15 protein-coding genes are annotated in these 15107 nt (G+C 65.2%); 6 read left to right on the top strand and 9 right to left on the bottom strand.

Annotation, left to right across the window (positions count from 1 at the left end; genetic code table 11):
• Nucleotides 1–152: 152 nt before the first annotated feature.
• Nucleotides 153–1397, bottom strand: a complete 1245-nt coding sequence (locus P3W85_RS15295) for a branched-chain amino acid ABC transporter substrate-binding protein (protein ID WP_276265417.1) — start codon at nt 1395–1397, stop codon at nt 153–155.
• 121 nt (nt 1398–1518) lie between these two features.
• On the bottom strand, nt 1519–2268 hold the full coding sequence (locus tag P3W85_RS15290; protein ID WP_051078430.1) for a glycosyltransferase family 25 protein: 750 nt from the start codon (nt 2266–2268) through the stop codon (nt 1519–1521).
• A 202-nt stretch (nt 2269–2470) separates the two neighbouring features.
• Here P3W85_RS15290 and P3W85_RS15285 point away from each other — a divergent pair, with 202 nt between their 5' ends.
• Nucleotides 2471–2998 carry a hypothetical protein gene (locus P3W85_RS15285; RefSeq protein ID WP_276265416.1) on the top strand — a complete coding sequence of 176 codons (528 nt, stop codon included), beginning with the start codon at nt 2471–2473 and terminating at the stop codon, nt 2996–2998.
• Nucleotides 2999–3140: 142 nt separating this feature from the next.
• On the opposite strand, the gene P3W85_RS15280 is transcribed toward P3W85_RS15285, so the two are convergent.
• The 7 genes from P3W85_RS15280 to P3W85_RS15250 form a co-directional block, all read right to left on the bottom strand.
• The gene (locus P3W85_RS15280) at nt 3141–4679 is read right to left on the bottom strand and encodes a 2-isopropylmalate synthase (protein ID WP_017225627.1); all 1539 of its coding nucleotides are present in this window, start codon (nt 4677–4679) and stop codon (nt 3141–3143) included.
• Between the two features lie 379 nt (nt 4680–5058).
• Entirely contained in the window at nt 5059–5562 is a 504-nt protein-coding gene (gene lysM, locus P3W85_RS15275) for a peptidoglycan-binding protein LysM (RefSeq protein ID WP_017225626.1), read from the bottom strand.
• 169 nt (nt 5563–5731) lie between these two features.
• Nucleotides 5732–6637: a CDP-diacylglycerol--serine O-phosphatidyltransferase gene (gene pssA, locus P3W85_RS15270; protein ID WP_017225625.1), complete on the bottom strand. Its 906-nt coding sequence runs from the start codon at nt 6635–6637 to the stop codon at nt 5732–5734.
• Nucleotides 6638–6679: 42 nt separating this feature from the next.
• Entirely contained in the window at nt 6680–7324 is a 645-nt protein-coding gene (locus P3W85_RS15265) for a phosphatidylserine decarboxylase (protein ID WP_017225624.1), read from the bottom strand.
• A 154-nt stretch (nt 7325–7478) separates the two neighbouring features.
• A complete protein-coding gene (gene ilvC / locus P3W85_RS15260) occupies nt 7479–8495 on the bottom strand; it encodes a ketol-acid reductoisomerase (RefSeq protein ID WP_017225623.1) in 1017 nt (338 codons plus the stop codon).
• 96 nt (nt 8496–8591) lie between these two features.
• Nucleotides 8592–9083 (bottom strand): acetolactate synthase small subunit, encoded by a 492-nt coding sequence (gene ilvN, locus P3W85_RS15255; protein ID WP_017225622.1) that lies wholly within the window; start codon nt 9081–9083, stop codon nt 8592–8594.
• Entirely contained in the window at nt 9083–10846 is a 1764-nt protein-coding gene (locus P3W85_RS15250) for an acetolactate synthase 3 catalytic subunit (RefSeq protein ID WP_017225621.1), read from the bottom strand. Before P3W85_RS15250 ends, ilvN begins: the two co-directional genes overlap by 1 nt.
• Before the next feature lie 371 nt (nt 10847–11217).
• Here P3W85_RS15250 and P3W85_RS15245 point away from each other — a divergent pair, with 371 nt between their 5' ends.
• The 5 genes from P3W85_RS15245 (at nt 11218) to P3W85_RS15225 (ending at nt 14784) form a co-directional block, all read left to right on the top strand.
• Nucleotides 11218–11784, top strand: coding sequence for an RNA polymerase sigma factor (locus P3W85_RS15245; RefSeq protein ID WP_017225620.1), 567 nt, complete (start codon nt 11218–11220; stop codon nt 11782–11784).
• Entirely contained in the window at nt 11781–12215 is a 435-nt protein-coding gene (locus tag P3W85_RS15240) for a DUF3619 family protein (RefSeq protein WP_017225619.1), read from the top strand. The genes P3W85_RS15245 and P3W85_RS15240 overlap by 4 nt, the downstream gene beginning before the upstream one ends.
• A 1-nt stretch (nt 12216) precedes the next feature.
• The gene (locus tag P3W85_RS15235; protein ID WP_276265415.1) at nt 12217–12978 is read left to right on the top strand and encodes a DUF3106 domain-containing protein; all 762 of its coding nucleotides are present in this window, start codon (nt 12217–12219) and stop codon (nt 12976–12978) included.
• Nucleotides 12979–13246: 268 nt separating this feature from the next.
• The gene (locus P3W85_RS15230; protein WP_276265414.1) at nt 13247–13810 is read left to right on the top strand and encodes an RDD family protein; all 564 of its coding nucleotides are present in this window, start codon (nt 13247–13249) and stop codon (nt 13808–13810) included.
• Nucleotides 13807–14784 carry an esterase/lipase family protein gene (locus P3W85_RS15225; RefSeq protein WP_276265413.1) on the top strand — a complete coding sequence of 326 codons (978 nt, stop codon included), beginning with the start codon at nt 13807–13809 and terminating at the stop codon, nt 14782–14784. Before P3W85_RS15230 ends, P3W85_RS15225 begins: the two co-directional genes overlap by 4 nt.
• Nucleotides 14785–15107 lie beyond the last annotated feature (323 nt).

Raw genomic sequence — 15107 nt, 5'->3', positions numbered from 1 at the left:
CGGGCGGCGCCGGCCAGTCCCCGATGCGCAGGCCCGGATACGCGGCCAAATCCCGCTGGTTGACCTGCAACGGCTTATGGCGCCGTTATGGAGCCGGCGTGGGCAGCGGCGGCCTGACACGCTGTTGACGCGGCCACGCCCCGGCTCAAGACTTAAAACCTCTCCATCTTGCAGGTCGTCGGCAACGTCGTCTGCGCCGCCTTCAGCTTCTTCACCGTCCGGAACCCGTACCCCGAGCCCTCATTGTCGAACCGGACCTCCCCGCCCTGCCGCTCCATCACGGAAACATAAAGCGGCTGCAGCACCTGGTGATCGTCCGCGCGGATCGTGGCTTCATGGAAGTCGTTGACATAGCGCATGCCCTCCAGCGCTCGCGCCACCTTGGCGGCATCGGTCGAGCCCGCCTGTTCGATCGCGCGCGCCAGCATTTCCACCATCATCTGCATGCGCAGGTGCACATAGTCGTCCCTGGGCTCCGGGTAGCGGGCGCGGAAGGCCTGGTAAAAGGCGTCGGAGGCCGCGCCGCCGACATTGGGATGCCACTCCGCCACGGCCAGCACCCGCCCTACACCGGCATCGCCCATGGCCGCCGGCGCGCCCAGGCCATTGCCGTAGAAGGTATAGAACCTGGCGTTCAGCCCGCCTTCGCGCGCGGCCTTGACCATCAGGGTCAGGTCGTTGCCCCAGTTGCCGGTGATCACCGCATCGGCGCCGCTGGCCTTGATCTTGGCGATGTACGGGGCGAAGTCCTTGATCTTGCCGATCGGGTGGAATTCGTCGCCGACGATGCGCAGGTCGGGCCGCTTGGCGGCCAGCATCTCGCGGGCCGAACGCGCCACCTGGTGGCCGAAGCTATAGTCCTGGTCGATCAGGTAGACGCGGCGCACGCTCTTGTCGGTGCGGATGACCTCGGTCAGCGCCTGCATGCGCATATCGGCGCTGGCGTCGAAGCGAAAATGCCAGAAGCTGCAGTTCTCGTTGGTGAGAACCGGATCGACCGCCGAATAGTTGAGAAACAGCACGCGGGCATCGGGCTGCCGCGCATTGTTGCGGTTGATGGCGCCCACCAGCGCGCCGGCCACCGCCGAACTGTTGCCCTGCAAGACAAAGGGAATGCGCCGGTCCACCAGGCCGCGCAGCTGGATCAGGCTCTCGTCGACATTGCCCTTGCTATCGAACGCGACCAGCTCGAAGGGGCGCGGGCCTTCGGCGGTCCTGACGCCGCCGCGCGCATTCACGCGGTCGATGGCCATCCGCAGATTGCGCACCACCGCATCGCCCGCGTTGGCGAAAGGGCCGGACAGCCCTTCGATCAGGCCGAGCCGGATCGGCTCCTGCGCGCCGGCGCTTGCCGCTACCGCCAGCAGCCAGCCCGCCAGCCATCGTTTCACCCGCATCGATAGATCTCCCGCCAAAGCGGTGCATGGTAAGCCAGGGACCGGGCTGCGGCAACACCGGACGCTCCGCGTTCCCAGGAGACTTGCTTGCCCAGCGCATCTCAGTGCGAGACCACGACCACTAGCGCCAGAGCTGGCGCAGGCGCTTTTGCCAGAGTTTCTTCCAGTGGAAATGGACTCGCTGCACCACGGGTGGGCGAGCGACGGGCTCCAACGTGTTGCGAAACGCGCCGTTCTTGCTGCCTTGCTCCACCAACGGGTCTTCGAACCAGAGAATGGCAATTCCCATTTCATGATCCATCTTGTCGAACGCGAGATCGATCGGCAATTCGGTCGGGTTGCGTGCCATCCACTCAAGCCTGAGGCCGGCCGCGGCAGCGCCAAGCAGATAGGAGTCGGTGAGCCGGCCGCGGCAGTTGCGGTACAGGTACTGCCCGGCAACCCGTTTGCTGCGGGGCGTGTACTGGTTCCCGCCACAGCCCAGGTAGATGACGTGCGGGCCGGCGTGGGAACCGGCTTCCTCCAGCGCTTGCGCCAGGCCCGCCAGGAAGGCGTCCGATAGCACGGCATCGTCTTCCAGCACCAGCGCGCGCCGCCATCCGCGTTGCCGGATACGCTCGAGCGCGACGATATGCTTCAGCGAGCAGGATTTCTGCGCAGGGCGCAGCCCTTCCCCCTTGAAATAGGCGCGGTCGGTTTCCGGGTCGATATCGTCGGCGTCAAACTCGTGGACGAGCTCGCCGGTCATGCCAAAGCGGGCCAGTTGCGCCTCGATATGCTTGCGCCGCTCCACGAAGGATCGGACGTTGATGATGAGAATGCCGTCTAGCCCTAGTGCTTGAAGGTTGGACGGAATGTGTCTGCCTTGCATGGACGGTATCCCTCTTGTTCGAATGGCTGCTGCACAAAAGAAAGGATATCGGCCGGCCGCAAGTGATCTTTAGTACGTGCCACGGACCCGGCACGCCCCAGCGCCGGGAAGTCCTTGCATGTTACTAGCCTCGCGCACAACGTTTTGCGCGCGGCTACACTCCTAAGTTTTATCACGCGGATATTTCCGCAAAAGGACAGCCATGAAGACGTCAGCGCCACGTGCAGTCAGCTGGATCGTGCTCGCTGCAGCAGCGACGGCACTATCGGCCTGCTCCGTGCTGCAACCCGTCGAGGAAGGCCAGAAAATGGTAGGTGCGCCGGAAGCGGCCGTGCAGGCGCGGTTCGGCACGCCAACGGATACGTATCGGCTATCCGACGGCACGCAGCGCTGGATCTACTCGAAGCAACCCCTCGGGCAGCAGGCTTACGCGGCCGACTTCGACAAAAGCGGACGGCTGACCAGGTTCCGCCAGATGCTGCAGACCGAAGAACTCTATAAGGCCAAGGTCGATGTCTGGACCAAGCTGGACGTGGAGCAGCATTTCGGCAAGCCCCGCGAGCCCTCGCAGTATTACCCGCTGATGAAACGGGAAGTGTGGTCGTACCGATTCCGCCATGAAGACAACTGGCCGTCGCTGTTCAATTTTTATTTCGACGACGGCGGCGTGCTGCGCCAGACGCAGATCACGCCGGATCCGCTCTTCGATCGGCCCAGCCGGCGGCGCTGAGCCCCACCCGCCGGCCATCCATTGACCTCGCGCGGGCCGGACGGTGAACGCAAATTGCCCGCCGGCGTCCTCGTGGGAACGCGGCGGGCCGATTCAAGCCCCGCGGGCCGGATAGGCCGCGGGCTTACCGCACGGACCTGGATCAGATCTGCGGGTTGATCTTCTGCACGGCCTTGTCGTGCAGCTTGTTCAATGCGGCCAGGTAGGCCTTGGCCGAGGCGGCGACGATATCGGGATCGGTACCCACGCCGTTGACGATGCGCCCGCCCTTCGACAGGCGCACGGTCACTTCACCCTGGGCCTGCGTGCCCGTGGTGATGGCGTTGACCGAATACAGCACCAGCTCGGCGCCGCTGCCGACCTTGCCCTCGATCGCGTGCAGGGTGGCATCGACCGGACCATTGCCCTCGCCTTCGCCCGTCAGTTCCTGGCCGTCCATATTGAACACCACGCGCGCATGCGGGCGCTCGCCGGTCTCGGAGTGCTGGGACAGCGAGATAAAGCGGAAATGGTCGTTGACGTCGTGCGCCTCGTCGGAAACGATGGCCATGATGTCTTCGTCGAAAATCTCGGACTTCTGGTCGGCGAGTTCCTTGAAGCGGGCGAACGCAGCGTTGACCTCGCTTTCGCTGTCCAGCTCGATGCCGAGCTCCTGCAGGCGCTGCTTGAAGGCGTTGCGGCCCGACAGCTTGCCCAGCACGATCTTGTTGGCGGTCCAGCCCACATCCTCGGCCCGCATGATCTCGTAGGTATCGCGCGCCTTCAGCACGCCGTCCTGGTGGATGCCGGAAGCGTGGGCGAAAGCGTTGGCGCCGACCACCGCCTTGTTCGGCTGCACCACGAAGCCGGTGATCTGCGATACCAGCTTGGAGGCCGGCACGATCTGGGTGGTGTCCACGCCGACGTCCAGGTCGAAGTAGTCGCGGCGGGTCTTGACCGCCATCACCACTTCTTCCAGGCTGGTATTGCCGGCACGTTCGCCCAGGCCGTTGATGGTGCACTCGACCTGGCGCGCGCCGCCGAGCTTGACCGCCGCCAGCGAATTGGCCACCGCCATGCCGAGGTCATTGTGGCAATGCACGGACCACACGGCCTTGTCGGAATTGGGGATACGCTCGCGCACCGAACGGATCAGCGCCGCGTAGCCTTCCGGCACGGCGTAGCCCACCGTATCCGGCAGGTTGATGGTGGTGGCGCCTTCGGCGATCACGCCTTCCAGCACGCGGCACAGGAAATCCATGTCCGAGCGGCTGCCGTCTTCCGGCGAGAACTCGATGTCGTCGGTGAACTGCCGCGCGAAGCGCACTGCCAGGCGAGCCTGTTCGTAGACCTGGTCCGGCGTCATGCGCAGCTTCTTTTCCATATGCAGCGCCGAGGTGGCGATGAAGGTATGGATGCGGAAGGAGTTGGCCGGCTTCAGCGCCTCCGCGGCGCGTGCGATATCACGGTCGTTGGCGCGTGCCAGCGAGCAGATGGTCGAGTCCTTGACCACCTGCGCGATGGAGCGGATGGCTTCGAAATCACCGTTGGAGCTGGCCGCGAAGCCGGCTTCGATCACGTCGACCTTGAGGCGCTCCAGCTGGCGCGCGATGCGGATTTTTTCCTCGCGGGTCATGGAGGCGCCAGGCGACTGCTCGCCATCGCGCAAGGTGGTGTCGAAAATAATGAGTTTGTCGGACATGGGTGGGGCTCCTGGGCTTATCTTTGTGTCTGGCGAATCAAGTTGCTGTCTCGGCGTCCGCCGTTTCGTTCTGCTGTCCTGCTGTATTTCCGCTGAATGCAAAACGCCCCGGCGTGCAGTAATGCAGGCCGGGGCGTTTGTGAATCCTGTGTGACTTTGCGCGAGGGGGTTGGCTTCCCTCAGCGCGAACGCGTCCCAACCTGATGGCCTAGTAGGCCACCTAGAATGGTGCGGGCGAGTAGGGCTTGGCGCGAAATCATGTCAGCGACTATAGCCGAGAAGCCGCGCGCGCGCAATACGGATGCATCAATCGGTTCGATGGCGGGCTCCGGCCGGCTCCGGGCACGGCAGGCCCCGGGATGCCGGCCGCCGGCCGTCGTCAGTCCTTGGGCGGAATGCGCAGCTTCTGGCCGGGATAGATCTTGTCCGGATCCGACAGCATCGGCCGGTTCGCCTCGAAGATGGCGGTGTATAGCGCACCGTTGCCGTAGGCCGCCTGCGAGATTGCCCACAGCGTGTCGCCCTTGGCCACGGTATGCCACTGCGACTCGGCCGCCTCGACATTGACCGACATCTTGTCCTCTACCTTGTCCACGCCCTGCACATTGCCGCAGCACAGGATGATCTTCTCGCGCGTGGCCTGGTCCGGCGCCACGCCGAATACCGTCACCAGCCCCTGCGAGCCATCCACCTGCGCCATCAGGCCGGTGGCATCCAGCCCCATCTGCCTGATATAGGCCTCGATGGCATCGCCGGCGGCGCGGTTGGCCGCATCGACATTGGCCGGGGACGCATCCGCGGCAGCCGCATCCTGTGCGGCCTTGGCTTCGCCGCCGCCGAACAGTTTCTCTCCTGCTTCCTTGATGAAGTCGAGCATGCCCATGACAAACCTCCAGTGATAAGTGGACAACAATGGGTACAGCAAACCACGGCCGACTGCGCCGCTGGCCCGGGCTCCGCGCCCGGGATTCTGGAAACCGGCGCCTGGATCCTTGCGGACCCGGGAACCAAAAAGTAAAAAGGCGCCGAAGCGCCTTTTTACTGACCTGCGTTCAGGAACGATCGTTCCCGCCGTCGCGCACCTTGCGCGCGCCGGCCGGCTCGCCGTGGAGCGCCCGCCAGCCCCACAGCACATAGCCGGAGATCGCGTACACCACGAACAAGCCGAACAAGGCAACCGGCGGATCCGTCGACACCACCACGAACAGCACCAGCACCAGCACCATCATGCCGAAGGGCACGCGGTAGCGGACGTCGAGCGCCTTGCCGCTATAGAAGGGCGCATTCGTCACCATTGACAGCCCGGCATACAGCGTGATGCCGAACGCCGCCCACGGCATCCACAGCTCCTTGACCGGCAGCTTGTTGTCGATCGCCAGCCAGACAAAACCGGCCACCAGCGCCGCCGCCGCCGGGCTGGGCAGCCCCTGGAAGAAGCGCTTGTCGACCACGCCGATATTGGCATTGAAGCGGGCCAGCCGCAGCGCGGCGCAGGTGCAATAGACAAAGGCGGCGATCCACCCCCACTTGCCCAGGTCGTGCAGGATCCACTCATACATCACCAGCGCCGGCGCGACGCCGAACGAGGTCATGTCCGACAGCGAATCGTACTGTTCGCCGAACGCGCTCTGCGTATTGGTGATGCGCGCCACGCGGCCGTCCATGCCGTCCAGCACCATGGCGGCGAAAATGGCGATGGCCGCGCTGTCGAAGCGCATGTTCATGGCCTGCACGATCGCAAAGAAGCCGGCAAACAGCGCCGCCGTGGTAAAGGCGTTGGGCAACAGGTAGATGCCGCGCCGGCGCGGACGCACGTACTCGATGTCGTGATCGTCGGCGGCCGCCTCGTCGTCGAAGCCGTCGGCCTCGTTGCCGCGCCGCTGGTTATGGCGGAAGGGACGCAAGTGAGTCACATTGCCGTTGCTGGCGCGCTTGTTGCGTCGGTTGAAAGCACCCATGCCTGTTCTCCAGTGGGTCTGATCTGCTCCGGCGAAGCCGGATCAATCCAGCTCGGCCAGGATGGTGGACGAGGCCGACACCTTCTCGCCGATGGTGACGCGCGGACGCGCATCCACCGGCAGGTAGACGTCCACGCGCGAGCCAAAGCGGATAAAGCCGTAGCGCTGGCCGCGCGAGAGCGTTTCGCCAACTCGCGTATAGCACAGGATGCGGCGGGCGACGAGGCCGGCCACCTGCACCAGGGTCACCACCTTGCCGTCGGCGGCACGGCGGATGACCACGGCGTTGCGTTCGTTCTCCAGCGAGGCCTTGTCGAGGTCGGCGTTGACGAACTTGCCGGGGAAATACTCGACCTTCTCAACCTTGCCGTCCACGGACACGCGGTTGGAGTGTACGTTGAACACGTTCATGAATACGCTGATCTTCAGCGCTTCGCGCCCCGCATAGGGATCCATGGTCTTCTCGACCACCACGATACGGCCGTCGGCGGGGGCCAGGACGGCGTTCGGCTGGGCCGGGATCGGCCGCGGCGGATCGCGGAAAAACTGCAGCACGAACAGCGTAATGATCCACAGCGGCAAGGCCCACCAGAAGCCGGCGCCGACCTGCACCAGCAGCGAGATGACAAAGGCGCCAGCCAGGAACGGCCAGCCTTCACGGGCGATTAGCGGATGAGGATAGTTCATGCAGTGCTTACTAGGTGGATAAAGTCTGACAAGGATAACAAAAAGCCGTTCAGCTTCCGCCCGAATAACCCCTCGAAGCGGGGGATCGTGCGGAAATCTGAACGGCCGCGGCCCGCGCCGTCAGCCGCGGCAGGCCGTAGGACTGCGGTACAGCTTAGTTCTTCGACTGGTCGACCAGCTTGTTCTTGGCGATCCAGGGCATCATGGCGCGCAGCTTCGCGCCCACTTCCTCGATCTGGTGCTCGGCGGTCAGGCGGCGGCGCGAGATCAGGGTCGGTGCGCCAGCCTTGTTTTCCAGCAGGAAGCTCTTGGCGTATTCGCCGGTCTGGATGTCGGTCAGGCACTGCTTCATGGCCTTCTTGGTCTCCTCGGTCACGACGCGCGGGCCGGTGACGTATTCGCCGTATTCGGCGTTGTTGGAGATCGAGTAGTTCATGTTGGCGATGCCGCCTTCATAGATCAGGTCGACGATCAGCTTGAGTTCGTGCAGGCACTCGAAGTAAGCCATTTCCGGCGCGTAGCCGGCTTCCACCAGCGTCTCGAAGCCAGCCTTGATCAGCTCGACGGTACCGCCGCACAGCACGGCCTGCTCGCCGAACAGGTCGGTTTCGGTTTCTTCGCGGAAGTTGGTCTCGATGATGCCGGCACGGCCGCCGCCGTTGGCGGTTGCGTACGACAGGGCGATGTCACGGGCCGAGCCCGACTTGTCCTGGTGCACGGCGATCAGGTGAGGCACGCCGCCGCCTTGGGCATAGGTGCCGCGCACGGTGTGGCCCGGGGCCTTCGGCGCGATCATGATGACGTCGAGGTCGGCGCGCGGGATCACGGCACCGTAGTGCACATTGAAGCCGTGGGCGAAGGCCAGCGCAGCGCCTTCCTTGATGTTGTCGTGCACTTCGTTCTTGTACACGTCGGCGATCTGCTCGTCCGGCAGCAGGATCATGACCACGTCGGCGCTCTTGACGGCCTCGGCCACTTCCTTCACCTGCAGGCCGGCGTTCACAGCCTTGTTCCACGAGGCGCCGTTCTTGCGCAGGCCGACGGTGACCTTCACGCCCGAATCATTCAGGTTCAGCGCGTGGGCGTGGCCTTGCGAGCCGTAGCCGATGATGGTGACGTTCTTGCCCTTGATCAGGGAGAGGTCGGCGTCCTTGTCGTAAAACACTTTCATGATATTTCCTTCGATCTTTCGTTTTCGTGTGTCGGGCTGGCGGCTACCGCCCGGCTAGTGCCGGCACCGGCGCCGCCCTTGGATACTGCAATCGGGTCAGACCTTCAGGATGCGCTCGCCGCGGCCAATGCCCGAGCCGCCGGTACGGACGGTCTCGAGAATGGCGGCACGGTCGATGGCGTCCAGGAACGCATCCAGCTTGACGCCGTTGCCGGTCAGCTCGATGGTGTAGGTCTTCTCGGTGACGTCGATGATGCGGCCGCGGAAGATGTCGGCGGTGCGCTTCATTTCCTCACGCTCCTTGCCGACCGCGCGCACCTTGACGAGCATCAGCTCGCGCTCGATGTGCGCGCCTTCGGTCAGGTCCACCACCTTGACCACTTCCACCAGGCGGTTCAGATGCTTGGTGATCTGTTCGATCACGTCGTCGGAGCCGCTGGTGACAATGGTCATGCGCGACAGCGAGGCGTCTTCGGTGGGCGCCACCGTCAGCGTCTCGATGTTATAGCCGCGGGCCGAGAACAGGCCGACCACGCGCGACAGCGCGCCGGCTTCGTTTTCAAGCAGGACCGAAATAATGTGTCGCATTACAGGTCCTCCGCGCCGAGCAGCATTTCGGAGATGCCCTTGCCGGCCTGCACCATGGGCCACACGTTTTCAGTCGGATCGGTCTGGAAATCGAGGAACACGGTACGGTCTTTCAGGCGGAAGGCTTCGCGCAGGGCGGGCTCGACGTCGGCCGTCTTTTCGATGCGCATGCCGATATGGCCATAGGCCTCGGCCAGCTTGACGAAATCGGGCAGCGCGTCCATGTAGGAATGCGAGTAGCGGTTGTCGTACTCGATTTCCTGCCACTGGCGCACCATGCCGAGATAGCGGTTGTTGAGCGCGCAGATCTTGACCGGGGTGTCGTACTGCAGGCAGGTCGACAGTTCCTGGATGCACATCTGGATCGAGCCTTCGCCGGTGATGGTCACCACCTCCTTCTCGGGGAAGGCTTTCTTGATGCCCATCGCATACGGCAGGCCCACGCCCATCGTGCCCAGGCCACCGGAATTGATCCAGCGGCGCGGCTCGTTGAACTTGTAGAACTGCGCCGCCCACATCTGGTGCTGACCCACGTCCGAGCAGATGAAGGCATCGCCGTGCGTGAGTTCCCAGATCTTTTCCACCACGTACTGCGGCTTGATGATCTCGGAGTTGCGGTCGTACTTGAGGCAGTCCACCGAACGCCATTGCTCGATCTGCTCCCACCAGCGGGCCAGGGCCTCGCGCTTGGGCTTGACGTCGCTGGCCTGCAGTTGCGCGATCAGCTCCTGCAGCACGTCCTTGACGTTGCCGACGATGGGAATGTCGACCTTGACCCGCTTCGAGATGGAAGAGGGATCGATGTCGATATGAACGATCTTGCGCGGCTGCGAGGTGAAGTGCGCCGGGTTGCCGATCACGCGGTCGTCGAAACGGGCGCCGATGGCAATCAGCACGTCGCAGTTCTGCATGGCCATATTGGCTTCATACGTGCCGTGCATGCCGAGCATGCCGACGAACTGCTTGCTGGTGCCGGGGAACGAGCCGAGACCCATCAGCGTGTTGGTGACCGGATGGCCGGTCAGCGCAGCCAGCTGGCGCAGCTCCTCGCTGGCGTTGGCCAGCACCACCCCGCCGCCGGCGTAGATGAACGGTCGTTCGGCGCCCTGCAACAGCGCGAGCGCCTTGCGGATCTGGCCCGAATGGCCCTTGTTCACCGGGCTGTACGAGCGCATGTCGATCGACTTGGGATACTCGTACTTGCAGGAATTGCGGGAGACGTCCTTGGGGATATCCACGACAACCGGGCCGGGGCGGCCGGTCGCGGCGATATAGAACGCCTTCTTGATGGTCGAAGCGAGATCGCGGACGTCCTTGACCAGGAAGTTGTGCTTGACGATGGGGCGGGTAATGCCGACCGTGTCGCACTCCTGGAAAGCATCCTGTCCGATGGCGTGCGTCGGCACGTTGCCGGTGATGATCACCATCGGGATCGAATCCAGGTAGGCCGTGGCGATGCCCGTCACCGCATTGGTGACGCCGGGACCGGAGGTCACCAGGGCGCAGCCCACCTTGCCGGTCGCACGCGCATAGCCGTCTGCGGCATGAACCGCGGCTTGCTCGTGGCGCACCAGGATGTGCTCGATCTTCTTTTGCTTGTAGAACTCGTCGTAGATATACAGCACTGCGCCGCCAGGGTAGCCCCAGACGTACTCGACGCCTTCTTCGGCAAGTGCGTGAACGAGAATTTCCGCCCCGATCATTTCGGGTGCGGCAGATGAATTGCTGTCTGCGTGGGAGAATTCCGCGCTGGGCATGTTCATTTCAGTCCTTTGCAATTTTCGGCAAAAAATTGTTCGGATGCTCTCTGCCGGGCTTGTGGCACGGGTTCAAGCGGTGCGCGTCTGCATGGAAGACCGCCTCATAAGCGGCCGGATGAGACAACCACTGATGTCGTGTGAACCAAGGATTCTACTGCATTGCATCAGGCTGGTCTATGGGCTTTTTTCATCCTGCCGGCCATCGCATGGCGTCGCGAGCAGGGGGGGCAGCTTCCTGCGCCTGAATGACCACAAGAGAGAACAAGGATGGTCACAGGGGGGGTTATTTGCTAGCATCCCACCATTTTGGACGTGCAAGAAGCCCCATTCTGCACTTCCGCCGGCCACGGCCCCACCGTCTGTACCCCGCCTGCATGGCAACCGATCAGGAACTATCCGACTTTCTCGCCAGCGTCGAGCGGCGCGCCTTCAAACAGGCCGTGTTTGCGGTGCGCGACGACGAAGCCGCCCTGGACATCGTTCAGGACGCGATGATCAAGCTCGCCGAAAAATACGGCGACAAGAGCGCCGCCGAACTCGCGCCGCTATTCCAGCGCATACTGCAAAACACCATCCACGACTGGTTCCGCCGCCAGAAAGTGCGCAACACCTGGGTCACGCTGTTCTCCAACCTGCGCGATGACCGGGAGGGCGAAGACAATGACCTGCTCGACACTTTCGAGGCCGAAATCGGCTCCGAATCCGCCGAAAGCAGCGCCGACAAGGTCGAGCGCGCGCAGACCATGCACATCATCGAACAGGAGATCCAGCGCCTGCCCGCACGTCAACGCGAAGCCTTCCTGATGCGTTACTGGGAGGATATGGACGTCGCGGAAACGGCTGCCGTCATGGGATGCTCCGAAGGCAGCGTCAAGACGCACTGTTCCCGTGCCACGCACACACTGGCGCAGGCATTGCGAGCGCGGGGGGTCCGACTATGAGCACGAGAAACGAAAAAGAGATCAACGAACGCCGCCTGGCACACGAGATTCGTACGGCACTGGATGCCGGGGCGAATGCGTTGCCGGCAGATGTGACCGAACGGCTCGCCGCCGCGCGGCGTATCGCGCTGTCCCGTAAAAAGGCACAGGCCGTTGCCACTGTTCCACAACTGGCGATTGCCGGCATGCAGACGGCCGACTTCGGCGAGGACGATTCGCCACTGCATCGGGCGGGCTCGTGGCTGCGCCGGCTGGGTCTGGTCTGGACACTGGTGGCGCTGGCCGCCGGCCTGGCGGGTATCTACCACTGGCAGCAGCAAAAACGCGTCGACGAACTGGCGGATGTGGATGCGGCCATGCTGCTCGACGACCTGCCGCCCACCGCCTACGCCGATCAGGGCTTCCACGTGTTCCTGAAGCGCGGCCAGTAATATGACCAGCGCACCCCTGCATCCCGACGCGCCGCGCCGGCGGCTGGCGGTTTTGCTGCTGGCGGCGATGGCCACGGCCACGACCTTGTGGCTGAGCCCGGCCACCTGCCAGGCGCAAGGCGGCCATGCGCCCGGCGTCGCCGTCGCCGTCGCCAATGCCCATCCGACCTGGGAAGAACTCAACCCGGTGCAGCAGCATGCGCTCGCGCCGCTGGCGGGAGAGTGGAACAGCTTTCCCGAGCTGAACCGGCGTAAATGGCTGAAGATTGCCGAGCGTTATGAGAAGTTCTCGCCGGCCGAGCAGGCTCGCCTGCAGACCCGCATGACGGAATGGGTCAAGATGACGCCGCAGCAGCGGCGCCTGGCGCGCGAAAACTACCAGATCACGCGCTCGCTGCCGGCCAAGAAGAAGACTGAAGCCTGGGACAAGTATCAGCAGTTGCCGGAAGAGCAGAAGAAGAATCTCGCGGCGGCCGAAAAAGTGCCGCGCCGTCCGGGAGCCGTCAGCGCCCTGCCCTCGGGCAGGCACTTGCCCACCGAAACCAACCGCCAGCTGCACCTGCAGAAGAAGGCCCCCGCCGGCACCACGTCGACCGCCATGCGCAAGACCGAGCCAGCATCCGCTGCGCCCGCCCAGGAGCCTCCGGCGCCTGCGGCAACCACCGGCGCGCCGGGGGCGGCCGCCGACACGCCGCGCGAGGCGGCCACCGAAGCCGCCAGCAGCAGCACCGCCGGCATGCCGGACGAACCGGTACGCCGCTGAGCCGTACAGGTCGCCGGGCGCTGCCTTCCCGCCCTGCCGCCGCTGCCTTTTGGCATAATGCACGCTTGTCCCGGCCTCGCCGCGCCCTGTTTGCTGCCTTGCGGCCGGGCGTTGCGATACCGCCATGCCTTGGCTGCCGCTGCCGCGAATGACAGCGGTGCCACGTGGCGACACGCGACACCGCCGAGCCGGCAGTCTTATCTACCCGACGGCACTCCGCCCGATGCGGCCTCATCACCGGGCCTCGCCGCTTTCCCGCCTCTGCGCCATGCCTGCCGTGATCACGCCCAAACCCGACGCCAAGCCAGCCACCTCCGCGCCAGCCGGCCCCGCGCTGCCGGCCAGGGCGCCCACGCTCCGCCGGCGCATTGCCTGCATGCTGTACGAGGGCGTGCTGTTGTTCGGCGTGCTGAGCGCGTCCACCGCGCTGTACCTGCTGGCGCGCCCGGGACTGCGGCAGCTGGGGCTGGACGGCCCGTTCGCCATGCAGCTCTGGAGCTTCCTGGTGCTGGGCTGCTACTTCGCCTGGTTCTGGCAGCGCAATGGCCAGACCCTGGCCATGCAGACCTGGCGCATGCGCGTGGAAACCAGCGCGGGCGTCCCCCCGCGCTGGCCCCAGGCAGCGCTGCGCTACCTCCTGGCCTGGCTATGGCTGCCGCCATCGGCGGCGGTCGGCCACTGGCTCGGCCTGGTCAAGGGGCCCTTCGTCGGCGTGCTCGCCGCCGGCCTGCTGATCTGGATCCTGCTCGCCTGGCTCGACCCCAGGCGGCAGTTCCTGCACGACCGCCTGGCCCGCACCCGCCTGACTGACCTGCGCCCGCCCAATTCATGAAGCTGTCGGCCGCCGCCTTGCGCCGCATCGCGGTGGCATTGCAGGCCGCCGCCGCGCTGGGCTGCGCCGCCGCGCTCCATGCCTGGCTTGGCTGGCCCATCGCCGCGGGCCTGCTGGCCGGTATCGGCGTCGCGCTGGCGGCATATGGATTGTCAGTCGCGGGCGCCTTTGCCATTTCCTTGCGCGGCCTGGGCGAGCCGGCCGGGACGCGGCCGCCGGTTCCGCCCGTCTTGCAGGCCATCCGGCCTGCGCCGTTGACGCTGGCGCAGGCGCTGACCTGCTTTCTGCGCGAATACGCCGCCGTATTCCGCATGTTCAACTGGCTGCAGCCATTCTGCTCGCAACGGCGCTTCGCGCCGGCCAGGGCTCCTGCATCGCACCCCCCATTGCTGCTGGTACACGGTTACGGCTGCAACCATGCGGTCTGGCTCGACATGCAGCCGGCCCTGGCGGCTGCCGGCTATCACTGCGAAGCGATCGACCTGGAGCCGGTCTTCGGCGACATCGACCAGTACGCCCTCGAAGTGCGCGCCGCCATCGCGCGCATCGCCGCCACCACCGGCCAGCCACCGCTGCTGCTCTGCCACAGCATGGGCGGCCTGGCCGCGCGCGCCGCACTGGCGGGCCGGGGCGCCGCGCCGCCCTGCCGCGGCATCGTCACGCTGGGCACGCCACACCATGGCTGCGCGCTGGCGCGCTACGGCAGCGGCTTCAATGCACGGCAGATGCGCTGCGGCAGCGCCTGGCTACGTGCGCTGGCGGCACGCGAGAAGCCGCGCCAGCGCGAGACCCTGGTATCCATCTTCAGCTGGCACGACTCGATTGCCGGCCCGGCAGGCACGGCCTGGCTGGATGGCGCACATCATATTGCCCTGGCGGGCATCGGCCACGTCAGCCTGCTGCGCCATCCACGGGTCACGCAGGCCGTGCTGGGCGCACTTGCACAGCTGTCTGCCGTGGCGCCCACCGCCTGAGCCGAACCTCGGCGGGTCCCGCCCCGCGGACAGCCGGGCAGGGACTCCATGCGCGCCCCCATGGCGGCGACGCAACGGTCATGTGACGTTCATGTTCCCGTCACGGCTCGGTCATGGTCTGCTGGCCCAATGCAGCCATCGTCGCTACCGGGGCCGCCATGGTTCAAGCTCTTCGTTCTGCCTGCGGGCGTCTGGCCGAGGCTGCGCAACAGCTGCGCAGCCGCAATGCCGAGACCGAGCCGCAACCGCAACGCCATTCATTGCCCACCGCACTGGCCGCCTTCATGCCACCAGGCAACGCCTTGCCGCCACGGCCAGCGGCG

It is taken from the genome of Cupriavidus basilensis, from assembly GCF_029335485.1.
GTDB lineage: Bacteria > Pseudomonadota > Gammaproteobacteria > Burkholderiales > Burkholderiaceae > Cupriavidus > Cupriavidus basilensis_E.
The sequence above is the reverse complement of the archived record's forward strand: the minus strand, read 5'-3'. Positions and strand labels throughout refer to the sequence as shown.